This window comes from Dehalobacter restrictus DSM 9455 (assembly GCF_000512895.1).
Classification (GTDB): domain Bacteria; phylum Bacillota; class Desulfitobacteriia; order Desulfitobacteriales; family Syntrophobotulaceae; genus Dehalobacter; species Dehalobacter restrictus.
Genome location: NZ_CP007033.1, coordinates 475,956 through 498,363, shown reverse-complemented (window position 1 = coordinate 498,363; position 22,408 = coordinate 475,956). Strand labels below are relative to the sequence as shown.

22 protein-coding genes, 3 tRNA genes, 1 pseudogene and 1 other annotated feature are annotated in these 22,408 nt (G+C 45.6%); of the genes and pseudogenes, 5 read left to right on the top strand and 21 right to left on the bottom strand.

Annotated features, from left to right (window positions below; translation table 11 throughout):
- Window positions 1-62: 62 nt before the first annotated feature.
- From rpsG to rpmG, 12 genes and pseudogenes are all read right to left on the bottom strand, one after another.
- Window positions 63-533, bottom strand: coding sequence for a 30S ribosomal protein S7 (rpsG, locus tag DEHRE_RS02375; RefSeq protein WP_015043946.1), 471 nt, complete (start codon window positions 531-533; stop codon window positions 63-65).
- 84 nt (window positions 534-617) lie between these two features.
- Complete coding sequence (gene rpsL, locus DEHRE_RS02370; RefSeq protein ID WP_015043947.1) at window positions 618-1,037, bottom strand: 30S ribosomal protein S12; 420 nt, start codon at window positions 1,035-1,037, stop codon at window positions 618-620.
- A gap of 80 nt (window positions 1,038-1,117) precedes the next feature.
- On the bottom strand, window positions 1,118-1,369 hold the full coding sequence (locus DEHRE_RS02365) for a L7Ae/L30e/S12e/Gadd45 family ribosomal protein (RefSeq protein WP_015043948.1): 252 nt from the start codon (window positions 1,367-1,369) through the stop codon (window positions 1,118-1,120).
- Between the two features lie 84 nt (window positions 1,370-1,453).
- Entirely contained in the window at window positions 1,454-4,906 is a 3,453-nt protein-coding gene (gene rpoC, locus DEHRE_RS02360; protein ID WP_025205207.1) for a DNA-directed RNA polymerase subunit beta', read from the bottom strand.
- 49 nt (window positions 4,907-4,955) lie between these two features.
- Window positions 4,956-8,396: a DNA-directed RNA polymerase subunit beta gene (gene rpoB / locus DEHRE_RS02355; protein WP_019225207.1), complete on the bottom strand. Its 3,441-nt coding sequence runs from the start codon at window positions 8,394-8,396 to the stop codon at window positions 4,956-4,958.
- Window positions 8,397-8,948: 552 nt separating this feature from the next.
- Window positions 8,949-9,327: pseudogene (rplL, locus tag DEHRE_RS02350) on the bottom strand (50S ribosomal protein L7/L12).
- Between the two features lie 162 nt (window positions 9,328-9,489).
- A complete protein-coding gene (rplJ, locus tag DEHRE_RS02345; protein ID WP_019225205.1) occupies window positions 9,490-10,014 on the bottom strand; it encodes a 50S ribosomal protein L10 in 525 nt (174 codons plus the stop codon).
- 54 nt (window positions 10,015-10,068) lie between these two features.
- Window positions 10,069-10,213: a sequence feature (ribosomal protein L10 leader region), on the bottom strand.
- A gap of 41 nt (window positions 10,214-10,254) precedes the next feature.
- A complete protein-coding gene (gene rplA / locus DEHRE_RS02340) occupies window positions 10,255-10,947 on the bottom strand; it encodes a 50S ribosomal protein L1 (RefSeq protein WP_015043953.1) in 693 nt (230 codons plus the stop codon).
- 57 nt (window positions 10,948-11,004) lie between these two features.
- Window positions 11,005-11,427 carry a 50S ribosomal protein L11 gene (rplK, locus tag DEHRE_RS02335; RefSeq protein WP_015043954.1) on the bottom strand — a complete coding sequence of 141 codons (423 nt, stop codon included), beginning with the start codon at window positions 11,425-11,427 and terminating at the stop codon, window positions 11,005-11,007.
- A gap of 30 nt (window positions 11,428-11,457) precedes the next feature.
- Complete coding sequence (nusG, locus tag DEHRE_RS02330; RefSeq protein ID WP_019225204.1) at window positions 11,458-11,985, bottom strand: transcription termination/antitermination protein NusG; 528 nt, start codon at window positions 11,983-11,985, stop codon at window positions 11,458-11,460.
- A 48-nt stretch (window positions 11,986-12,033) separates the two neighbouring features.
- Window positions 12,034-12,285, bottom strand: a complete 252-nt coding sequence (secE, locus tag DEHRE_RS02325; protein ID WP_015043956.1) for a preprotein translocase subunit SecE — start codon at window positions 12,283-12,285, stop codon at window positions 12,034-12,036.
- Window positions 12,286-12,323: 38 nt separating this feature from the next.
- Complete coding sequence (gene rpmG / locus DEHRE_RS02320; protein ID WP_015043957.1) at window positions 12,324-12,473, bottom strand: 50S ribosomal protein L33; 150 nt, start codon at window positions 12,471-12,473, stop codon at window positions 12,324-12,326.
- 232 nt (window positions 12,474-12,705) lie between these two features.
- Between rpmG and DEHRE_RS02315 the strand changes: the two genes are divergently transcribed.
- Window positions 12,706-13,521: an amidohydrolase family protein gene (locus DEHRE_RS02315; RefSeq protein WP_019225203.1), complete on the top strand. Its 816-nt coding sequence runs from the start codon at window positions 12,706-12,708 to the stop codon at window positions 13,519-13,521.
- 40 nt (window positions 13,522-13,561) lie between these two features.
- Here the strand turns inward: DEHRE_RS02315 and DEHRE_RS02310 are convergent, their stop codons facing one another.
- Window positions 13,562-14,647, bottom strand: coding sequence for an FUSC family protein (locus DEHRE_RS02310; protein WP_019225202.1), 1,086 nt, complete (start codon window positions 14,645-14,647; stop codon window positions 13,562-13,564).
- 132 nt (window positions 14,648-14,779) lie between these two features.
- Between DEHRE_RS02310 and DEHRE_RS02305 the strand changes: the two genes are divergently transcribed.
- From DEHRE_RS02305 to DEHRE_RS02290, 4 genes are all read left to right on the top strand, one after another.
- Window positions 14,780-16,060 carry a LysM peptidoglycan-binding domain-containing protein gene (locus DEHRE_RS02305; RefSeq protein ID WP_019225201.1) on the top strand — a complete coding sequence of 427 codons (1,281 nt, stop codon included), beginning with the start codon at window positions 14,780-14,782 and terminating at the stop codon, window positions 16,058-16,060.
- Between the two features lie 88 nt (window positions 16,061-16,148).
- A complete protein-coding gene (gene tlp, locus DEHRE_RS02300) occupies window positions 16,149-16,376 on the top strand; it encodes a small acid-soluble spore protein Tlp (RefSeq protein ID WP_019225200.1) in 228 nt (75 codons plus the stop codon).
- A gap of 181 nt (window positions 16,377-16,557) precedes the next feature.
- On the top strand, window positions 16,558-17,421 hold the full coding sequence (locus DEHRE_RS02295; protein WP_025205206.1) for a response regulator: 864 nt from the start codon (window positions 16,558-16,560) through the stop codon (window positions 17,419-17,421).
- Window positions 17,412-17,879, top strand: a complete 468-nt coding sequence (locus DEHRE_RS02290) for a chemotaxis protein CheX (RefSeq protein ID WP_015043963.1) — start codon at window positions 17,412-17,414, stop codon at window positions 17,877-17,879. Before DEHRE_RS02295 ends, DEHRE_RS02290 begins: the two co-directional genes overlap by 10 nt.
- Window positions 17,880-17,986: 107 nt before the next feature.
- On the opposite strand, the gene DEHRE_RS02285 is transcribed toward DEHRE_RS02290, so the two are convergent.
- From DEHRE_RS02285 to DEHRE_RS02250, 8 genes are all read right to left on the bottom strand, one after another.
- Window positions 17,987-18,061: transfer RNA gene (locus tag DEHRE_RS02285), tRNA-Met, on the bottom strand.
- 41 nt (window positions 18,062-18,102) lie between these two features.
- Window positions 18,103-18,186, bottom strand: a tRNA-Tyr gene (locus DEHRE_RS02280).
- Between the two features lie 8 nt (window positions 18,187-18,194).
- Window positions 18,195-18,270: transfer RNA gene (locus tag DEHRE_RS02275), tRNA-Thr, on the bottom strand.
- Window positions 18,271-18,388: 118 nt separating this feature from the next.
- The gene (gene sigH, locus DEHRE_RS02270; RefSeq protein ID WP_020491328.1) at window positions 18,389-19,048 is read right to left on the bottom strand and encodes an RNA polymerase sporulation sigma factor SigH; all 660 of its coding nucleotides are present in this window, start codon (window positions 19,046-19,048) and stop codon (window positions 18,389-18,391) included.
- Window positions 19,049-19,167: 119 nt separating this feature from the next.
- Entirely contained in the window at window positions 19,168-19,905 is a 738-nt protein-coding gene (gene rlmB / locus DEHRE_RS02265; RefSeq protein WP_019225197.1) for a 23S rRNA (guanosine(2251)-2'-O)-methyltransferase RlmB, read from the bottom strand.
- A gap of 67 nt (window positions 19,906-19,972) precedes the next feature.
- Window positions 19,973-20,461, bottom strand: coding sequence for a dihydrofolate reductase (locus DEHRE_RS02260; RefSeq protein ID WP_019225196.1), 489 nt, complete (start codon window positions 20,459-20,461; stop codon window positions 19,973-19,975).
- An 81-nt stretch (window positions 20,462-20,542) separates the two neighbouring features.
- On the bottom strand, window positions 20,543-21,877 hold the full coding sequence (locus DEHRE_RS02255) for an FAD-dependent thymidylate synthase (protein WP_019225195.1): 1,335 nt from the start codon (window positions 21,875-21,877) through the stop codon (window positions 20,543-20,545).
- Window positions 21,874-22,392, bottom strand: a complete 519-nt coding sequence (locus DEHRE_RS02250; protein WP_019225194.1) for a Mini-ribonuclease 3 — start codon at window positions 22,390-22,392, stop codon at window positions 21,874-21,876. Before DEHRE_RS02250 ends, DEHRE_RS02255 begins: the two co-directional genes overlap by 4 nt.
- Window positions 22,393-22,408: the final 16 nt, after the last annotated feature.

Here is a 22,408-nt window from a genome sequence, read left to right as displayed (position 1 = left end):
TATTATCAGCCTCTCTATCCAGATAAATAAACTCTAAAGTAACCCCAAGCTAATCATTGTGATTACCAGCGATAATGGGCAAAAGCCTTGTTTGCTTCGGCCATTTTATGGGTATCTTCTTTTTTCTTATAAGAACCGCCAGTATTGTTGGCAGCATCCATTAGCTCTCCGGCCAGTTTTTCCTGCATGGTTTTTTCTCCCCTTTTACGGGCATACTCAACCAGCCAGCGCAGGCCTAGGGTCAGACGACGGTCCACACGTACTTCGATCGGCACCTGATAGTTGGCGCCACCGACTCTGCGTGCTTTGACTTCTAATACAGGCATAACATTTTTTAATGCTGTCTCAAATACTTCGATCGGATCTTTACCGGTCTTATCTTGAATAATCTGAAAGGCATTATAGCAATTCGATTCAGCAACACCTTTTTTGCCATCAAGCATAATCTGGTTGATAAATTTTGTGACGGTCTTATTCTTATAGATTGGATCCGGCAGGATCTCTCTTTTCGCAATATAACCTTTTCTGGGCAACTGTATTCCTCCTTTCTAAAAACACTGCAATAAAATTAGAGTGCAGCCAAAATATAACATATTTTAGGCTACGATACTTATACATTATTTTTTCTTAGGTCTCTTGGCCCCATACTTGGAACGAGCCTGACTTCGGTTTTGAACACCGGTTGTATCCAATGCCCCACGAACGATATGATAACGTACGCCCGGAAGATCCTTAACACGGCCTCCACGAACCAGAACTACGGAGTGTTCCTGAAGGTTATGGCCGATTCCAGGAATATACGTGGTTATTTCAATGCCATTGGTCAGGCGGACACGGGCTACCTTTCTCAGAGCAGAATTCGGTTTTTTAGGTGTTGTGGTATACACTCTCGTACATACCCCTCTCTTTTGCGGAGAACCACCCGAAGGAAAATCCTTGCGTTTCAGTGAATTATGTCCCCATTGCAGAGCAGGAGCGGTCGATTTTGCAATAACCTTTTCTCTCCCTTTGCGGATAAGCTGATGAATTGTCGGCATAACTGCACCTCCTTCCTGTAATAATTATTCTACAAAAATCAGATGGTTTTTGGCAACCAAGAAAGCTGTTTATAGGAACCCTAGTCATTCAGAATGGCTGCGACTGCAGCACCTACTTTAATACCACAGGCTTTACCCAATTCAGTCATCGTAGGAACTTCCTTGATTTCAATTTGTCTGACAGCACACATCTCCAGGATCGGGCGAAGAAGCTTTTGATCTGCATCCTTGGCAAGATAAATACTGCCGACTTCGCCTTTCTCCAGCGCCCGGCTGGTTTGTTTAAAACCAACCACAACTCTTTGCGTTTTTTTTATAGATTCATCAAGCATTTTAAAATGCTCTCCTCCCCTATTCTAAAATCAGACTATACTATTTTAGCAGTAGCCTATTTCCATGTCAAGAACACAATTGCTCTAGACTTCAGTCCTGGACTGAAGGGCCCCGCTGTCTGTGACCTTCAGGGTGCGGTATTTGGACATCCCGGTACCAGCAGGGATTAGTTTTCCGATGATGACATTCTCTTTCAGGCCAATCAGCGGATCGACTTTTCCTTTAATAGCAGCTTCCGTGAGTACTCTGGTTGTCTCCTGGAAAGATGCTGCCGAGAGGAAGGAATCGGTAGCGAGAGAAGCCTTGGTAATTCCGAGCAGAACCGGACGGCATTCAGCAGGTTCTCCGCCTTCCTGCAAGACTTTCGCGTTTTCCTCCTCAAACTCGAAGATATCGATCAGTCCACCGGGTAGAAGGCTGGTGTCTCCGGCTTCTTCTATCTTAACTTTTCTGAGCATCTGCCGGACCATCACCTCGATATGCTTGTCATTGATATCAACGCCCTGCAGACGGTATACCCGCTGCACTTCTCCGAGCAGATAGACCTGTACACCGATTATTCCCTTGATCTTCAGCGTATCATGAGGATTAATGCTGCCTTCGGTCAATTCGTCACATGGGGAAATGACCTGGCCATTCTTGACTTTGAGGCGGGAACCAAACGGTATGGTATAGATTCCTTGTTCCCCGGTTTCGCTCGTGACTTCCACTTCTCTGCGGCCTTTGACTTCTCTAATCGTAATTGTGCCACTGATTTCGGAGATAATCGCCTGGCCTTTGGGCTTGCGTGCTTCAAACAGTTCCTCTACCCTCGGCAGACCCTGAGTAATGTCGTCTCCGGCAACACCACCGGTGTGGAAAGTACGCATCGTAAGCTGGGTTCCAGGTTCACCGATAGATTGGGCAGCGATAATGCCGACTGCTTCGCCGATTTCAACCTGACGTCCGGTGGCAAGGTTTCTGCCGTAGCATTTCTTGCAAACGCCGTAACGGGTCTTACAGTTCAGCACGGACCTTATCTCAACTTTGTCATAAACATCAGCAATCGCTTTAGCTTGTTCTTCACTGATTTCGTAATCGGGAGAAGCCAGCAGTTCGCCTGTTTCAGGATGACGGATCTCTCTTACCAGGAACCGTCCTACCAGACGTTCTTCCAGTTTCTCGATCATTTCACTGCCTTCCTTGATGTCTTCGACCATAATGCCTTTATCGGAGCCGCAATCATCCTCCCGGACAATGACATCCTGGGATACATCGACGAGTCTGCGGGTCAGATACCCGGAGTCGGCAGTTCTGAGTGCGGTGTCAGCCAAACCTTTACGCGCACCGTGCGAAGAGATAAAGTACTCCAACACAGTCAGGCCTTCACGGAAGTTGGCTTTAATAGGCAGTTCAATCGTTCGGCCTGACGGGTCTGCCATCAGTCCGCGCATCCCTGCCAGCTGACGCAGCTGCTGAATATTACCACGCGCTCCGGAATTGGCCATCATATAAACCGGATTAAACTTATCCAGTGATTCCATCAAAGCTTTCGTTACGGAATCATTGGCTTTAGTCCAGATTTCGATAACAAGGATCTTGCGCTCTTCATCGGTAATGAGACCGCGTCGGTACTGCTGTTCGGTCTTGGCAACAGCAATATCCGCCTCGGCCAGAATCGTTCTCTTGACTTCGGGAACCTGGATATCGTCAATACCGACCGTGACTCCGGCTCGTGTCGAAAACTTAAAGCCTAGATTTTTTATTCCGTCCAGCAATAAGGCTGTCTTCTCGTAACCGCAAAAACGGTAAGTCTTGGCAACAATTTTATCTAAAGACTTCTTAGTGACCATTTCGTTTATATAACCGGCTTCTTCAGGAATAACGGTATTGAAAATGAGTCTTCCTGTCGTTGTCTCCAGAAGTTTTCCATCCTTGCGCACCTTGATCAAGGCTTGAAGATGGACAGCTTTGGAATTGTACGCCAGAACCGCTTCATCCAGATCCTTGAAGATCTTGCCTTCACCAAGGGCTCCAGGTCTTTCCATTGTCAGATAGTAGCAGCCCAGAACCATATCTTTGGTTGGTGAAGCTACCGGGCGTCCGTCTTTCGGGTTCAGGATATTGTGCGCAGACAGCATCAGCAGCCGAGCTTCAGACTGGGCCTCAGCGGAAAGCGGCACGTGAACCGCCATCTGGTCCCCATCGAAGTCGGCATTGTAAGCCGTACAAACGAGCGGGTGAATCTGCAGAGCCTTACCTTCGACAAGGATAGGCTCAAAAGCCTGAATTCCAAGTCTGTGCAGCGTTGGGGCACGGTTCAGGAGCACTGGATGCTCAGCAATGACTTTTTCCAGGACATCCCATACTTCCGGTCTTACCCTTTCCACCATTCGCTTGGCGCTTTTAATATTATGGGCATAACCCTCATTAACTAAGTTTTTCATCACGAAAGGCTTAAACAGCTCAATCGCCATCTCTTTCGGCAACCCGCACTGGGAAAGCTTCAGTGTCGGCCCTACAACGATAACAGAACGGCCGGAATAGTCAACACGTTTTCCTAAAAGGTTCTGACGGAATCTTCCCTGCTTGCCTTTCAGCATATCACTCAACGATTTTAGCGGCCTGTTGCCGGGTCCGGTAACCGGCCGTCCGCGACGGCCATTGTCAATCAGTGCGTCAACAGCTTCTTGAAGCATTCTTTTTTCGTTCCGGACAATAATATCAGGAGCGCCAAGGTCAAGAAGCTTTTTCAGCCTGTTATTTCTATTAATAACCCTGCGGTACAGATCATTCAGGTCGGAGGTTGCAAACCTTCCGCCATCCAGCTGAACCATCGGCCGCAGTTCTGGTGGAATAACCGGGATCGCATCAAGAACCATCCATTCCGGACTGTTTCCGGACTGTTTAAATGCTTCGACAACTTCCAGACGTCTGATCGCCCTGATTTTCCGCTGACCGGACACTTCCTTAAGCTCGGTGCGAAGTTCTTCGTTCAGTTTATCCAGATCAATCTCGGTTAATAACGCCTTGATGGCCTCAGCACCCATCTCCGCCTTGAAGCCACTGCCGTATTTTTCCCTGGCCTCCCGGTATTCTGTCTCGGTAAGAAGCTGTTTTTTCATCAGGGAGGTATCCTTTGGATCAACAACGATATACGCGACAAAATATAGAACTTTTTCCAGGGAACGTGGTGACATGTCCAGCAGAAGCCCCATTCTGCTCGGAATCCCTTTGAAGTACCAGATATGGGAAACCGGCGCAGCCAGCTCAATATGTCCCATTCTCTCGCGGCGGACTTTAGACCTCGTTACTTCAACACCGCATCGGTCACAAATAATGCCTTTATAACGGACTCTCTTATATTTACCGCAGTGGCACTCCCAGTCACGGGTAGGGCCAAATATTTTTTCACAGAAAAGGCCTTCTCTTTCGGGCTTTAAGGTGCGGTAATTAATGGTTTCAGGTTTTTTTACTTCCCCATAGGACCATTTGCGGATCATCTCCGGAGAAGCCAACCCGATACGCATCCTCTCAAAATTATTCACATCAAGCACGGTATTCTCTCCTTTCGCCCATCAAGCTTTCTCGATCTAAACGCACACTTTACTTGTAATCCGGATCAAAATCATCATCCATGTTGTCGCTGAAATCATTGTCCAGATCATTAACAAGATCATTACCAAGGTCAGACTCGGGAACACTCAGGACAGGGAAATCTTCAGTTTTGTCATTCAAATCGCCATCCAAATCTTCATCAAGAGTCTCATCTTCATTATCATAGCCAATGCCGCTTTCGTCATTGGCATCAATCACGGAATACTGATCATCCATTCCCAGTTCATGGGCAACTTCTGTGACATCATCATCCAGATCCTTAATTTCAATTTCCTGATCTTCTTCCGAAAGTACGGAAACATCAAGTCCAAGGCTCTGCAATTCCTTGATGAGTACCTTAAACGATTCTGGCACACCCGGCTCAGGAATATTCTCACCTTTGACAATTGCTTCGTAGGTCTTGACCCTACCTACCACATCATCGGACTTAACGGTAAGTATCTCCTGCAGCGTAAACGATGCGCCATAAGCTTCAAGTGCCCAAACTTCCATCTCACCGAAGCGCTGACCACCGAACTGCGCTTTCCCGCCGAGCGGCTGCTGGGTGACCAGCGAGTACGGCCCTGTAGAACGGGCATGGATCTTGTCATCAACAAGATGGTGAAGTTTCAGCATATACATGTAGCCAACAGTAACTTCATTATCAAAAGGCTCACCGGTACGGCCGTCATAAAGAACGGATTTTCCATGTCCGGGAAGTCCGGCCTTTCTCAAGGTATCAAAGACATCATCTTCTCTGGCTCCGTCAAAAACCGGTGTGGCAATATACATGCCCAGTGCTTTCGCCGCCCAACCAAGATGGGTTTCCAGAACCTGTCCGATATTCATACGGGATGGAACACCGAGCGGGTTCAGAACGATTTCAATCGGCGTGCCGTCCGGCATAAAGGGCATATCCTCCTGGCGCATAATTCTGGAAATAACCCCTTTGTTTCCGTGTCTTCCTGCCATTTTATCGCCGACGGATATCTTACGTTTCTGGGCAATATAGACTCTTACGAGTTGGTTGACCCCAGGGGCCAGTTCATCGCCGTTCTCACGCTTAAATACTTTAACATCAACAACTTTTCCGGCCTCGCCATGCGGAACACGTAAAGAAGTATCCCTGACTTCTCTGGCTTTCTCACCAAAGATTGCTCTTAGCAGGCGTTCTTCAGCCGTAAGCTCCGTTTCCCCTTTCGGAGTAACCTTGCCCACTAAGATATCTCCAGGGCGCACTTCGGCACCGATCCGGATAATACCACGTTCGTCAAGATCTTTCAAAACATCTTCTCCGACGTTTGGAATATCTCTGGTAATCTCTTCAGGCCCAAGTTTGGTATCCCGGGCATCTGCTTCGTATTCCTCAATATGAATGGACGTAAAATAATCTTCTTTAACCAGCTTCTCGCTGATCAGAATAGCATCCTCATAGTTGTATCCTTCCCAGGGCATAAACGCTACCAGAACGTTTCGCCCGAGGGCAAGTTCACCGTTATCTGTTGACGGGCCGTCGGCAATTACCTGACCAGCATCGATTCTCTGGCCTTTGACAACAATCGGTTTCTGATTGATACAGGTTCCCTGGTTGCTGCGCGTGTATTTCAAAAGTCTATTCCGGGTTGTTGTACCATCATTGTTTTGAATGATGATCTCATCGGAAGTAACCCGTAAAGCAGTTCCTTCTTTTGGAGAAACCAGACAAACACCGGAATCAACAGCAGCCTTATACTCCATGCCGGTGCCAATATACGGCGCATCTGTTTTGAGTAGAGGCACAGCCTGGCGCTGCATGTTGGAACCCATCAGAGCACGGTTAGCATCGTCATGCTCGAGGAATGGAATCAAGGCGGTGGCAATCGATACCATCTGCTTCGGCGATACGTCCATATACTGAATGTTTACCGGCGGAACCAGGACGAAATCTTCACCGTGGCGCGCTTCGATCTTTTCGCTTAAAAACTCCCCATTTTCACCAACCGCGGCATTGGCCTGGGCAATAATATATTTTTCCTCTTCATCAGCTGTTAAGTAATGGATCTCATCCGTCACTTTGCCATTTTCTACTTTGCGGTAAGGTGCCTCAATAAAGCCATACTCATTAATGCGGCCATATGTGCTGAGTGAACCAATCAAACCAATGTTTGGACCTTCAGGCGTTTCAATCGGGCACATCCGGCCATAGTGGGAATGATGCACGTCACGCACTTCAAATCCGGCTCTCTCTCTGCTTAAACCGCCAGGTCCCAGCGCGCTGAGACGGCGTTTATGCGTGAGCTCGGCCAGCGGATTGGTCTGGTCCATAAACTGCGACAACTGGCTGCTGCCAAAAAACTCTTTAATCGCGGCCACGACTGGACGTATATTGATCAGTACCTGAGGCGTAATTCCCTCAATGTCCTGAATCGTCATTCTTTCTCTTACCACTCTCTCCATACGGGAGAGACCGATTCTAAACTGATTCTGAAGAAGCTCGCCAACCGAACGCAAACGTCTGTTACCAAGATGATCAATATCATCAATATGTCCTTCACCATTGATTATTTTAAGCATCCGAGAAATCGATGCGATGATGTCCTCAGGTGTCAAATGCCGTATGTTTTTGGGAATATCCAAACCCAGTTTGTTATTCAGCTTATAACGACCTACTTTTGCCAGATCATATCTTCTAGGATCAAAGAACAAGGATTCCAGAAGACTGCGGGCACTCTCCACCGTAGGCGGTTCTCCAGGACGAAGACGTTTATAAATCTCAACCAGCGCTTCTTCTGTTGATTCCGTATTGTCTCTTTCCAGCGTAATTTTAACGTTCTCATTGTCAGCGAACGCTTCGAGAATCCGGCCATTGGTTGAATAGCCTAGGGCTCTGATCAGTACAGTAGCCGGTAGTTTACGGGTTCTGTCAACCCGGACAAAAATATTATCATTAATATCTGTCTCAAATTCCAGCCAGGCACCGCGGTTCGGAATAATCGTTGCGCCGTAAAGCTTTTTACCGCTGGTGTCGATTGTTTCAGAATAATAAACGCCGGGTGATCTTACCAACTGACTGACAATAACACGTTCCGCACCATTAATAATGAAGGTGCCTTTATCGGTCATCAGGGGAAAGTCCCCCATGAATACTTCCTGCTCTTTAACCTCTCCTGTTTCCTTATTAATAAGGCGTACTTTGACTCTGAGAGGCGCTGCAAACGTAACATCACGTTCTTTACATTCCTCGACCTCATATTTTGGATCGCCGAGGCTGTAGTCTATGAATTCCAAAACCAGATTTCCGGTAAAATCCTGAATTGGGGAAATGTCGCGAAACATTTCGCGCAGCCCTTCCTTCAGAAACCACTCGTAGGAATTCTGTTGAATTTCGATTAAGTTGGGCATATCCAGAACTTCCCGAAGCCTCGCATAACTTGCCCGTTCTCTTGTTCCAACTTTGATAGGATTCACCATGCCGTTTCACCCTTCCAGTGTTTTTTCCTGATCGTTCCAACAGAAAACTAGATAATCAAGAAATAATTATAATTGTTTGCGAATACCTTAATACAAATATCCATTACTATCCAAACACCAAAAAGCAAAGAGCAGATAGGCATAAACAACCAAAAGCAAGGCTTTTGGGAAAAAACCTCGCTTCAATGTTTATGGAGCTGCCTCACATGAGATGCAATACATCCACACTATTATCTCCCAACTTTATTGGTTTGTCTTAGCTTAAGATCACAGTGACAGTTATTAATCCTAACAAGTATACCGATATTTGTCAAGTATATTTTATTTACTAATCATCATTCCTGCAACATTTTTCTGGCATTATAGGTTAAATATCTATTATTATATATTAAATTCCAAAAAGTTAAAGGCATTTAGATATTTTTTGCCTGTTTCTACATTCCATTAGTCTGGTTCAGAACACATTTGACATCCGCGAGCACCCGGCGTCAAATAAAAACTGAACCGGCTTAAGCATGGCCGGTTCAGTCTGCGGTACATTTTTGTTTCAGATTATTTTACGTCTACGCCGGCACCAGCTTCAACAAGTTTAGCTTTGATGGCTTCAGCTTCTTCTTTGGTCAATTTTTTCTTTGACAGGTTTCGGTGCGCCGTCAACAAGATCTTTAGCTTCTTTTAAGCCCAGGCCAGTGATTTCACGGACAACTTTGATGACGTTGATCTTTGCAGCACCAGCGCTGGTCAGGATAACATCAAATTCTGTTTGCTCTTCAGCAACAGGAGCAGCAGCACCAGCTGCCGGGGCAGCCATAACAGCTGCGGGAGCAGCAGCGCTTACACCAAACTCTTCTTCGAAAGCTTTAACGAGCTCAGCAAGCTCAAGAACAGTCATACCTTTTACGGCTTCTAAAATTTCAGCAGTTTTGGACATTAGAATATCCTCCTTAAAATAATTCACATATTTTTTATTTTTGTTTTGACCAGTCATTAGATCTGTTAACATCCGGTACCGTCCAAATCTTCGTGTCAGATGTTGGATAGTCCCAGAGTCCGCGCATGTATCGGGCCTCGGGCATCGAATCCCATGCCTCGACTATGCCTGGGCTTCTTTAAGTTTACGAACTTCTTCCAAAGCATAACCAAATTTGCGGATAGGCCCTTGCAGAACATTGACCATTCCTTGAAGCGGGCCTTGCATTCCAGCAAGTACCTGGGAAAGAAGAACTTCTCTGGACGGAAGATTTGCGAGATCTTTTACTTTTTCAGCGTTAATGACCTTGCCGTCAAGAACCCCGGCCTTAATGGTCAGGCTCTTGTTTTTCTTGCTGAATTCACTGAGAATCTTCGCAGGAGCAACAGGATCTGTAGAAAAGGCTAAAGCAGTAGGACCTTCCAGAAATTCAGCCAAACCGGTAATCCCGATTTCATCTGCAGCCCGGCGAACCATTGTATTTTTCAATACGCGATATTCAATACCAGCCTGGCGCAGTTCTACTCTCAAATTGGTCACCTGCGATACCGTCAGACCTCTGTAGTCTGCCAGAATCACTCCGTTTGCACCTTCAAACTTCTGTTTGATATCTTCAACAACTTTTTGCTTCTCTTCAAAATTTGGCATACACACACCTCCTTCCGAACGCATACTGTCGTATGCGTTTCGTTGCCATCCATGGCTGTCAATAAACAAGCCTCTGCTGGGCGCAGAGGCAAGATTATTAATGTCTTTCATGTCTTCAAAAGACGATCTTGTCTCCACCTCGGCAGGATATTAAGCTCAATAAAGCGCCTGCTTTCTACAGCGGAAAATTTATTAATTTTTTTCAGTCTAGTCGGGTATATCTCAGCCCTTAAAAAGTCTTTAGACAATTTTCAAAGGATTGATTTTCACTCCTGGTCCCATGGTGGAAGATACCGTTACGCTACGGACATACTGTCCTTTGGCAGCTGCAGGTTTTGCTTTTGTGACAACTTCGGCAATGGTTTTGTAGTTGTCCATCAGCTTATCCTGATCAAAAGAAACCTTGCCGATCGGTACATGGATAATACCGGCTTTATCAGCCCTGTATTCCACTTTACCGGCTTTAATCTCTTTAACTGCTCTTTCGACATCAAACGATACAGTTCCGGTCTTCGGGTTCGGCATGAGGCCCTTAGGTCCCAAAAGCTTACCCAGCTTACCGACAGTACCCATCATATCCGGTGTCGCTACAGCAACGTCAAAACCAAACCAACCTTGTTGAATTTTCTCAACCATTTCTTCAGCTCCGACAAAATCAGCGCCGGCAGCTTCGGCTTCCTTGGCTTTGTCTCCCTTGGCAAAAACAAGTACACTTAAAGTTTTGCCTGTTCCATGTGGAAGAACAACCGCTCCGCGGATCTGCTGATCAGCATGGCGGGTATCGATTCCTAATTTGAAAGCAACTTCAACTGTCTCATCAAATTTTGCTTTGGCATTGGTTTTTACAACACCAATTGCTTCGGCCGGCTCAAACACAGCCTGATTATCAAATGCTTTTAAAGCATCAAGGTATTTCTTACCTCTTTTTGGCATCTTTCTTTAACCTCCTTGTGGTCTTCGGGCCAAACCCTCCCACATTGTTCAACGGAATCAAACAATATCGATTCCCATACTGCGCGCAGTACCTTCGACCATACGCATTGCAGCTTCAATGCTTGCTGCATTTAAGTCTTTCATCTTTTGTTCAGCAATTTCCCTAACCTGATCTTTGGTCACTTTCGCAACCTTTTGCTTGTTCGGAACAGCGGAACCAGACGGAATGTTGGCTGCCTTCTTAAGCAATACGGATGCCGGCGGAGTCTTCAGAACAAAAGTAAAGGAACGGTCTTCATAAATCGTAATCTCTGCAGGAATGATCAGTCCAGCCTGATCCTTCGTTCTTTCATTGTATTCTTTGCAGAAGCCCATGATATTAACACCGTGCTGACCCAAAGCAGGACCAACCGGAGGTGCCGGATTTGCCTTACCTGCGGTGATTGCCAATTTTACCAGCCCAATAACTTTCTTTGCCATAATTACACCTCCTTGCTGTGGAATATCTATTTAGTCAAGCTTTTCCACTTGCCCAAACTCGAGTTCGACCGGCGTCTCTCTCCCAAACATGGAAACCGAGACCCTGACTTTTTGCTTTTCTTCGAGGACCTCTTTCACAACACCAATAAAGTCTTTGAACGGACCGGAAATGACCCGGACAGACTGCCCGACAACAACGTCAATCTTGGTGCGGATTTTCTCGAGTCCCATTTGGCGTAAAATAACAGCGACCTCTGGATCCAGAAGCGGAATCGGTTTGCTGCCGCTTCCTACAAACCCGGTCACCCCAGGTGTATTGCGGACCACATACCAAGAGTCGTCAGTCATGTCCATCTCCACTAAAACGTAACCTGGAAACACCTTGCGTTTGGAGATTTTTTTCTTGCCGTTCTTTATTTCGATCTCGTCTTCCATAGGAACTAAAACGCGAAAAATTTTATCCTCCATATTCATGGATTCCACGCGTTTTTCCAGATTTGTTTTCACCTTGTTCTCATATCCGGAATAAGTGTGAATAACATACCAGTTCTTCGTCATTAACCGAAAGCCTCCTAAGAAAGATTCATCCAATTGTCAAATGAATTGTTAAATACCAAGCAAGTTGGTCATTGCGTAAGTCAAGCCACTGTCTACAATCCAAATCAACAAAGCAACAATTGCCACAGAAACAAGCACGACACCGGTATACGTCAGCAACGTCTGACGAGTCGGCCAATGTACTTTTTTCAGCTCAAGCCCAACCTCACGAAAAAAAGCAAACCGTTTTCCGGGGTTCTTAAACCTATTAAGAAAGCCGCCTTTTGCACCTGTGGTATCTGCTTTCTTTGCCACTGCCATATTTTCACATCCTTAACGGAATATTCTTCCGGTTCGTACTATTTTGTTTCCTTATGAACAGTATGAGCTTTGCAAGTTCTGCAATATTTTTTGATCTCTATACGATCTGGGTCATTTTTCTTATTCTTATTGGACTGATAATTTCTGTTTTTGCACTCAGTACAAGCCAATGTAATTGCAACACGCATTCGGAACACCCCCCCGGCAATGGCATTAAACTGCATATTTTACAAGTCGCACAGAATAATTTAACACAATAATAAAGTCTTTGTCAAGGAAGATTCCTTTGTATGCCGCAAATAAACTGTGAAATTCTCTTGCCAAAATAGGCAGAACGAATTAGGATTGTATTATTGTCGATATTTATTCATTATATCATAACTGTGCTTAGAAAATAAAAAAGAATTAGAGGTCTGTCTTATGTCCAATCCAGATTATCCAAACATTTTTGATGCCCATGCCCATATTTTTCCGCAAAAAGTAGCTCCCAGGGCAGTCAATTCCATCTTGTCCTTCTACGACGAACTTATTCAAGATATGGAGCCTGGAAAAGGAACCGCCTCCGATCTGATCGCTTCCGGCGCAGGCGTCGGGATCAACCGCTTTTTGATTTCCTCCACCGCTACGAGAACAGAACAAGTCGAGTCAATCAACGATTTCATTGCCGGTGTTTGCACCGATTCGCGGTTCGTCGGCTTCGGCACCATGCATCCTGAATTTCCTAATCCTCAACTGGAAATCGAGCGGGTACTTTCACTCGGTTTAAAAGGTTTAAAGCTTCACCCGGATTTTCAGGAATATAACATTGATAATCCATCTTTGTTTCCTATATACGAGGCAGCAGAAAGCAAATTGCCGATCCTTTTTCATGTCGGAGATACGCGCACGGATTACTCCAATCCGCACAGACTTGCCCACATTCTGAAAATATTTCCTAATTTGGTGGTGATTGCAGCCCATCTGGGTGGCTGGAGTATGTGGGATGATTTTGACCACAGCCTGTTCAAACGAAATGTCTACATCGATACGTCCAGTTCCCTGATGTTAACAGAAAAAGAAACAGCCGTTGAAATTATCCGCTCCCATGGTGTTGACAAAGTCCTGTTTGGCACGGATTACCCGATGTGGTCTCCCGAAGCCGAACTTGAGCGTTTCCTATCTCTTGGCCTGACGAAAGAGGAAAACCAGAAAATTCTCTGGGAAAACGGCAGAAAACTGTTTGGCCTGCAGCTGTAAACCCTACAATACTATCAAATCAAGCTGCATCTAGTCTTCTTCAGACACTCATTTCCATCTCCAGATTCAGCAGCCGGGAGGACTCCTTCGCAAACCAGCGAATGCTGTAGGTAACAACAGACAATTCAATCAGTGCATGATAGTAAAAGCTTGTCGAGGGTGTATTCTCCTGCCATTCATTCAAAATAGCGTGCAGTTTGCTCCAGACACGTAATTCGGGAAACTGAGCTGCCTCTTCTCCCTTGACCTTCTTCTGAAGCTGCAGATTGTAGCTTGTTGCACTGAACATCACATTGTGCAGCATTTCAAAAACATGTTCAAATTCAGCACTCACCGCCGGATCATTGGCTTCCTCCCGGCGGGTTTTTCGTTCTGCGGCAAGAAAAAGCAAATCCTGCGATCTTTGCCAGAGGCCCCGGCTGTAATTTAAATATTCCTTATATAATGGTTTACGGGCCTTGGGATCTTTCTTGTTTTTACCGAACCACAAAACGTTCCACTCTTTGCGGTATAAATCATACAAATTCTCAGCTTCCTGAAACAAGCTGTTGAATTCCGCTTTATTTTTATGCATTTCTTCTTCGGAAGCCAGGTTCAGGTATAGATACCGGTTCACTGCATCGACAAACATCCGGACAGCAAAATTATTTAGTTCAATCAGTTTATCCTCAAGCACTTTTTGGTAACGCGGAGGTACGATCGTCAAATTGATCACATTGGCTGTCACCAGTCCGATAAGGATGGCCAGCGACCTTGAAACGGCATGGGACAAAAACTGCTCCTGTGGAGAAGCCAGGATAAAAATAGCTGAAATGACCGCCAGTACGATCTGGTTTGGCACTTTAATCACTGTCGTAAATATGATGATCAGAACGATCGTTGCAAGTGCCATACTCAGAAACTGCAGCGGTATGGCCAGTCCGATCGCCACAGCCACAATAATTGCAATGATGTTTACCATAATTTCTTCGAGCGCATTTCGAAAACTTCTTCCGAGTGATTGCTGCATACAAACCACTGCCGATGTCGCAGCAAACAAAGATGGCTCAATATCCAAAAGGATACAGATATAAACACTGACTGCCACAGCGAGACTTGTCTTTAACGTCCTGGCTCCGATATTCATTCCACAGCTCCTTAAGGTTTATTCCTTGTGTTTATTGTCTTATGATAACACAACCTGTCCCGAATAATAAACCCGCACCCAAACACTTCTTTTTTCTCTGAAGCATACAGTATGAAAAAGGAAGTGTGTTTCTTGAAAATTCATGTTGTAAGCTCAGGACAGAGCATCTATTCCATTGCCCGCAAATACGGGGTCTCACCCCAGAAAATAATTGCGGATAATGAACTGACCAATCCAAATCAGCTGGTTGTCGGGCAGACGCTGGTCATTCTGGAAAGTAGCGGGACACATACGGTTACCGCCGGTGAGTCGCTTTATCTGATTGCCCAAAAACACGGAGTAACGGTGAATGCTTTACTCGCCGCCAATCCACGGATAACAGATCCGAGCCGTATCTATGCCGGTCAGACTATTGCGATTCCGGCAGCAGCTGCCAGCTATGGAACGATAGAAGTGAACGGGTATGCCTTTCCGAATATTAACAGAGACATTCTCCGAAAAAGCCTTCGCCATCTTACATATCTTAGTATCTTCAGTTATCAGGTCAACGCGGACGGCACCCTGAATACGATTCCGGATGAACCGCTGATTCAGGCAGCAAGAGAAGCCCAGACAGCTCCACTAATGGTCATTACGAATATCCAGCAGGGCGGAAGCTTCAACAGTACGCTGGCCAGATCCATCCTGACGAACCAGACTGCTCAGAATACTTTAATCAGTCAGGTTATCAGAACGCTGAGAGAAAAAAACTATTACGGCCTCGATATTGATTTTGAATATATCTATCCATCCGACCGGGAAAACTATAACAACTTTCTCCGAAGGATCGTTAATACGCTCCGCCCTTTAGGCTATCCTGTGACGACAGCTCTCGCTCCTAAGCTGACTGCCGATCAAAAAGGTCTGCTATACGAAGCCCATGACTATCCTGTTCACGGGGCTCTGGCCAACCACGTCATCCTAATGACCTATGAATGGGGCTACACCTACAGCCCACCCAAAGCAGTCGCTCCTGTAAATGAAGTGCGCAAAGTATTGACCTATGCGGTGTCGGCTATTCCGAGACAGAAAATCTTTATGGGTATCCCCAATTATGGCTATGACTGGACCCTTCCATACGTTTCCGGTACTGCCGCCAGAACAGTCTCCAACAGCGGGGCGGTAGATCTGGCCAGAACTGAAAAGATAGCAATCCATTATGATTCAACAGCGCAGTCTCCGTATTTTACCTACTACGACGATGCCAGCAAAAAGCACGAAGTATGGTTTGAAGATGCCCGAAGCATCTATGCCAAACTGACCCTGGCCAAAGAATTTCGGATCGGGGGCATAAGCTACTGGACGATCGGAAGATATTTTCCCCAGAACTGGCTGGTTTTAAGATCTTTATACAATGTAAAGAAACTGCTTTAAAATTTTATGGTATAAGACTTGTTCACTCCTCAAACAATATACTTGCAACAAATTTTTTTAAGTGCAGACCAAAGGAGGAACAGTATTAATGAAACACAATCCGGATGACCGCAGGGATAATGCCGACAGAATCCAAAAAAATATTAATCACACGATCCAGAATATGGAGCTTGCTGATGAAATGATTGCGAAAACTGATGATCCTAAAAGTAAGAAAGATCTGAAAGAGAAGAACGAACGGAGGCGTGATGCGCTAAACGGAATGAGGGCGGAAATCCGGGACGAAGCCCTGGATAAAAAAAGAGAGTATGAATAGATCCAAAAAATAGCAGCCAGGCAACAGCCTGGCTTTGTTTTTGAATTAGACCGGTTAAATTTGTTCTATTTATTGATAACCCCATATCAATGATAGCAATCCCAAAAATTACTTGCTATAATTTAGAGTGCATATTGACTAGTACCTTAGTACTGGCATTGAATGGGGGTAATCCGAAAAAGTGAGTGCAATAAAAGTAATGGTCGTTGACGACTCTCTGTTTTCAAGAACACTCATTGTGGAAATACTTCGCGACAGCGGCTTGGAAGTCGTCGGGGAAGCCGATTCCTACGACAGCTTAATCGAAACATATGAACGGTGCAGACCCGATGTCGTAACGATGGATATTGTTATGCCGGATATGGACGGATTTGAGTGCAGCCGTGCCCTTTTTGTAAAAGACCCCAATGCAAAGATTATTCTTGTCAGCTCGATGAAAGATGAAGAATCGGAAGTTGAAGCGCGCCGCATCGGGATTTCCGGATACATTCAAAAACCTGTTGACAGCGACTACCTGGTCCAGATGATCAACAACGTTATGGCACCGGATATTCATTATGACCATCTGCTTGCCTATGGTCTGGAAACCTTTAAGGAATCTCTAACCCAGAATATTGCCCGGATGACCAAATCACCCGTTTCTTTTGCTTCATACGAAAATTTTGGAGACCATTACTTATCCCAGGGAATTACAGCTGTTATCGGGCTGATCGGCCGCCACTCCGGATCTATGATCTTAGATATGTCGATGGAGACAGCGGAAAGAATTGTTGAGATGCTCCTGAAACGCGCTCATAGAAACCGTGAAGAGGTATTGTCCATGGTTGCCGAATTGGCCAATATTATTGCCGGAGTTGCCTGCTCGATGCTGAATAAGTCCGATAAAACTTATAGTCTGAGCGTTTCTCCACCCAGTCTGTTTTACGGTACCGGGACCGAAATTATGAGTCCGAATCTTAAAATGGATGCCGTGACGGCAGGAACCAACTTCGGGAATATTTTCCTAGGTGTTGGTTTTAAGAAGGGGTCGAGTATATGGATGTAAGTATCATTAATCCTCTTCTGACTGCTTTTACAGAAGTTCTGCCGCAGCTCGGCTTCCAGTCGGTCGAACGGCGCAAGGTATCCAAAATAGAAGCGGCCTTTCAGTACAACGGTATTCTTCTGAATATCTCACTTTTCGGAACAGTGAAAGGCGCGATCCTATTCGGGATGGATATTGAAGCTGCCAAAAAGTTTGCCTCTAAAATGATGATGGGTATGCCGGTGGCTGAACTGGATGCTATGGCCAGAAGCGCAATTTCTGAAATGGGAAATATGGTCTGTGCTAATACGTGCACGCAGTTCACAAAAATTGGTATCACTGATCTGGATATCTCGCCTCCGACCCTTATGATCAGCGAGAACGGTGAGGCGACCCTACCCGTGCCAAAATCGATTGTCGTAAATTTCCTGATTGATGATATTGAACTGAGTGCCTATGTAAGTCTGATGAATAAATAAAGGAGGAACAAGAAAATGGGTTTTTGTGGTTTAAAAATTCAGTTTGTAGGAATCACTAGGATACAATACAAAAGCCTTAGACATTTGTCTAAGGCTTTAATTTTCTTTGGTTGCGGGGGCCGGATTTGAACCGACGACCTTCGGGTTATGAGCCCGACGAGCTACCACTGCTCCACCCCGCGATGTTAAATAAAGTTCCAGCTCGATATCTCCAATTATAGAATGGTGGGCAGGGATGGATTCGAACCACCGTACCTTTCGGAACAGATTTACAGTCTGCCGCCTTTAACCACTCGGCCACCTACCCATTTCAATTGGAGCCGACGATGGGACTCGAACCCGCAACCTGCTGATTACAAATCAGCTGCTCTACCAATTGAGCTACATCGGCATTGGACACCAACGTATTGTATCAAAGATTACGGCCACTTGTCAACAAAAAAAAGTGTTTTTTTTCTGGAATAATTTACAAAACAGAGTGTGTGATTCTATTCATATTGTATGGAATTTTAGGCCCCTCTGTGCTCCAGATACCTTTCCAACTTTCGCTTGACCCGCTGCAGTGCATTGTCAATGGATTTGACATGCCTGTCGAGATCAACGGCAATCTCCTGATAAGATTTGCCTTCAAGATAGGACATCAGCACTTCCCATTCGAGCGAACTTAAAATCTCGCCCATTTTTTCTTCAATATCGTCAAATTCTTCCCTGCTGATGATTAGTTCCTCGGGATCCGTGATCTTATTTCCAGAAATAACATCCAAGAGCGTCCTGTCGGAATCCTCATCGTAAATAGGTTTGTTCAGTGATACGTACGAATTGAGCGGAATATGCTTTTGTCTGGTAGCCGTCTTGATTGCTGTAATGATCTGCCGAGTTATGCATAACTCGGCAAATGCTCTGAAAGAGGAGAGCTTGTCCCCACGGAAGTCACGAATTGCTTTATACAGTCCAATCATGCCTTCTTGAATGATATCTTCCCTATCCGCGCCGATCAAGAAATACGATCTGGCTTTTGCCCTGACAAAATTCTTGTACTTATTGATTAAGTACTCCTGAGCTTCTGCGTCACCGATCTTTGCTAACTCAACTAGTTCCTCATCCGCTATGTATTCATTAGCCTCGAATTCTTCTGGAATCTCTGTCTGGATACTGTAAGTCAAGTCCATCCCTCCCGAAACCGATTCACGAAGGTAACGCTGAAGCCTCCATTATATGCTTATAACAAAACAATTATACCTGAAATGCACAAATAGCGTCAAGATGAAGATTGGCGGGATATGGCAGATTAAGTCTGATTTCTCTGTCTCCGGACCTCATACATGATAATGGATCCGGCTACGCTGGCATTCAAAGATGAAATTCTGCCATACATTGGCAAGGATATAATTTCATCGCAGGTTTCCCGGATCAGTCTCCCGAGTCCCTTATCCTCTCCGCCAATGACGACGACCCTTGGCCCTTTCAGTTCCGCCTGATAGATATCTTTGCCGCCTGCTTCCGCACCGGATACCCAGCAGCCCTCTTCTTTGAGATATTTAAGTGTCTGGACAAGGTTGCTTACTCTGGCCACAGGCACATATTCCACAGCTCCGGCCGACGTTCTGCCGACAGCTGGCGTGAGTGCGGCACTTCTTCTTTTGGGAATGATCACCCCATGAACACCCGCTGCATCGGCAGTTCGAAGAAGAGCCCCTAAATTATGCGGATCCTCGATCTCATCCAGAACAAGGATAAATGGATCTTCCCCTCTTTGCCTTGCTATCTCCAAAATATCGGATGGTTCTGCATATTCTTTGGCAGCAGCAAATGCCACCACTCCCTGATGCTTTTCTCCGGCAGTATATTTGTCCAGGACAGTATTCTCCACAAATTGGTACGGTATGCCGCGCGCTTTAAGTAGATGCAGTATGTCCGAATTTCTTCCCTGCCCCTTTTCATTTTTGATCAGCACTTTATTCACCGGATTCCCGGATTTGATCAGTTCGGTCACAGCGTTGCGCCCGCACACAATATTTTCTTCCAATGCCGGTTTCCCCTTCCGAAAGTTTATTGTAAGCATACTAACCTTTAAAATTTGTATATTACGACGTTCACTTTCTTATATATTTTACAACACTGTACTGAATGTCATTATAAGTTTGCAATTCACCTTCAGACTCGACTTTCCAGTTGTCATCTTCATCGACATTCCTAAGATGCTTATCCGCAGGGAATGTGTGCCTGATTTTTGTTACATACAGTTCATTCAGATAGGGCATGAGCAGCTGAAAAAGTGATTCTCCGCCAATCACACAGATATCGTCCGAAGGGTATTTTTTCAGCTCCTGAAGCAGGTCCTCCAGAGAATGACAGATAATAAATCTTTCATCCTGAAAATCCTTGTTTGTGCTCAGGATAATATTCGTTCTGCCCTTTAAGGGCTCTTTTCCCGGCAATGATTCATAGGTTCCTCTGCCCATGACCACGACCTTGCCAACAGTCATCTGCTTAAAAAACTTCATATCTTCCGGAATTTTCAGCAGCAGGTCTCCTTTATAGCCAATACCCCAGTTTTGATCTACCGAAACGATTGCTTTCATTCATTAGCCCCCTAAAAAATTTTCAGAACAACGCGGCAAATCCTCTGAAGATAATAAAATGCTGCATGTAGTGCGCAGCCGTTACTTTTGCCTGAAATAGAACAGATCTCTTACTTCCTGCTGTTTGCCGCAGGTCATCTTCCCTTCATGGCATTTGCTGACCAGACAGGGCGGCAGTGCTTTTTCATAGAGTACACCGGATAATTCTCTGAGGATCTTCAGTTTCTTGACTGCGAGCTTTCTGATTTCCCACTGGGCGTTCAGGCAGGTCCTTTCCGAGAGCATCTGATTGTCTATCCTCGCATTTGTGGACATAATCATTTTTAAAAGCTGGCAGTTCAGGATAAACGGCATAGCTTTGCCCAGCCCCAATTTTTGATAAATCTCCCTGGAAAATGTCCGATAGGCTTCCGTCAGATTTAAGAACTCCTCCAAAAACGGAGAATTGCGAATGCTATCCGGAACGATTACCGGTCTTTCTGTGTCGCTGAAAAGGTTACTGAAGTCTTCCCGGAACATTTCCGGCAGACGATGACGGACCTGCTGGTGATACGTCACCAAGGAACACATCATCCCAAAAGTGGTCCGGACCTGTTCGGCAATACTTTCATGACCGTAACCAAGCACTCTCTGGACAATTTCTTTCGCCTTAACTGGAGCTTCCTCCCCCCAGGACAGCAAAACCTCGGAAGACGCCCTGCTTTGGGTGCTGGTCAGAGCGCCTAGACCAGCCTTAATGTCCGGATCCTGACAACTGGATAATAAGATGAGGTCATCTTCGGAATTAATTCTCGCCAAATCTGTCCGATAGAAGTCCTCAATGATTGTTAATTCTGCCGTACTGTCATAGTCATCGGGGAACAGCGCGCGTAATTCAGCCGGAAGGAAGGCTTCCAGCTCATTTTTCAGGGTCTCGAATATCCCTTCATATTTCCTGTCATTGAATAAAAGAAAGAACTCCCACAGTTTGTCCCCGGACATCGAAACGGATAGATTCGTCTTTGCCGCGAGCGGCAGTATATAGCGGGCATCTTCAATCGGAATCGCGTAAAGGTAATGCTCAGGCTTAGGTCTCCCTTTAAACCCGCCTTCCTTCAGTGCACACATTCTGGTATACAGATCCAATGCTTGCTGCCCGAGCTCCAAGGCTCTGTGGTAATCTTCTGGCGGCAGGTCGGGAAAAGCAAACGCGTCCTGATCAAGCGCCACGTATCTTTGACTTTGTTGTACATAGGATGCTTTCAGCTCACAGAGCAGCATGCTCTGAACCCGGTTGATACCTTCTGCAACAAAGAATATATTGACCGTTTTCAGAACTTTCTTTAGTTCCGTGGCGGATATCCCGCTTAAATGATTCCGTTTAATCCAGGCTGCGACTCGGTCCAGTCCGGTATGTTCAAAGTTTGTGATCTTCATGTTCCGACTCCCCCCCGTTTTCCGGTTTCTTCGGGTAAAGTACCTCTTTCTGTTTTCTTGCTATTTTCTATCGCCATTGTCTCAAGAATCCCGTCTATGTTGTTTAGAACCGCGCCCATCCGAGTATTTTGGCCAGTAATATGCCAGTAACCGATAAGCGCTTCGAAGGCTGTAGAATGCCTGTAGGTGACAACATCAACACTACGCGGATAGTGGCCCTTCGCATTCCGACCCCTCAGAACAACCTCTGTTTCCGTTTCATCCAGTTCGTTCATGAGATGCCTCAGAATACCTGCTTGCGTTTTGGCCTGTACATAGAAAATAGCCCGCTTATGCATGAGTTGTACCTTGGCAATGTCCTGCTCCAGAAGATGCTTGCGTACCCATAATTCGTAAACGGCGTCACCTATATAGGCAAGCAGCAGGATATTAATATCCTGCCACCGTTTATTGATTTGTACCGACCAAATATCCGGCATGCCGTTATCCTGTTTAGGTTCGTTTTGCTTAGGCAAATGTTATCATCCCTTA

Coding starts and splice junctions, on each gene's coding strand:
- rpsL (WP_015043947.1), bottom strand. CDS start 1,037: ATGCCGACAATTCATCAGCTTATCCGCAAAGGGAGAGAAAAGGTTATT.
- DEHRE_RS02365 (WP_015043948.1), bottom strand. CDS start 1,369: ATGCTTGATGAATCTATAAAAAAAACGCAAAGAGTTGTGGTTGGTTTT.
- rpoB (WP_019225207.1), bottom strand. CDS start 8,396: ATGGTGAATCCTATCAAAGTTGGAACAAGAGAACGGGCAAGTTATGCG.
- rplJ (WP_019225205.1), bottom strand. CDS start 10,014: ATGCCAAATTTTGAAGAGAAGCAAAAAGTTGTTGAAGATATCAAACAG.
- rplA (WP_015043953.1), bottom strand. CDS start 10,947: ATGCCAAAAAGAGGTAAGAAATACCTTGATGCTTTAAAAGCATTTGAT.
- rplK (WP_015043954.1), bottom strand. CDS start 11,427: ATGGCAAAGAAAGTTATTGGGCTGGTAAAATTGGCAATCACCGCAGGT.
- nusG (WP_019225204.1), bottom strand. CDS start 11,985: ATGACGAAGAACTGGTATGTTATTCACACTTATTCCGGATATGAGAAC.
- secE (WP_015043956.1), bottom strand. CDS start 12,285: ATGGCAGTGGCAAAGAAAGCAGATACCACAGGTGCAAAAGGCGGCTTT.
- rpmG (WP_015043957.1), bottom strand. CDS start 12,473: ATGCGTGTTGCAATTACATTGGCTTGTACTGAGTGCAAAAACAGAAAT.
- DEHRE_RS02315 (WP_019225203.1), top strand. CDS start 12,706: ATGTCCAATCCAGATTATCCAAACATTTTTGATGCCCATGCCCATATT.
- DEHRE_RS02310 (WP_019225202.1), bottom strand. CDS start 14,647: ATGAATATCGGAGCCAGGACGTTAAAGACAAGTCTCGCTGTGGCAGTC.
- tlp (WP_019225200.1), top strand. CDS start 16,149: ATGAAACACAATCCGGATGACCGCAGGGATAATGCCGACAGAATCCAA.
- DEHRE_RS02290 (WP_015043963.1), top strand. CDS start 17,412: ATGGATGTAAGTATCATTAATCCTCTTCTGACTGCTTTTACAGAAGTT.
- sigH (WP_020491328.1), bottom strand. CDS start 19,048: ATGGACTTGACTTACAGTATCCAGACAGAGATTCCAGAAGAATTCGAG.
- DEHRE_RS02260 (WP_019225196.1), bottom strand. CDS start 20,461: ATGAAAGCAATCGTTTCGGTAGATCAAAACTGGGGTATTGGCTATAAA.
- DEHRE_RS02255 (WP_019225195.1), bottom strand. CDS start 21,877: ATGAAGATCACAAACTTTGAACATACCGGACTGGACCGAGTCGCAGCC.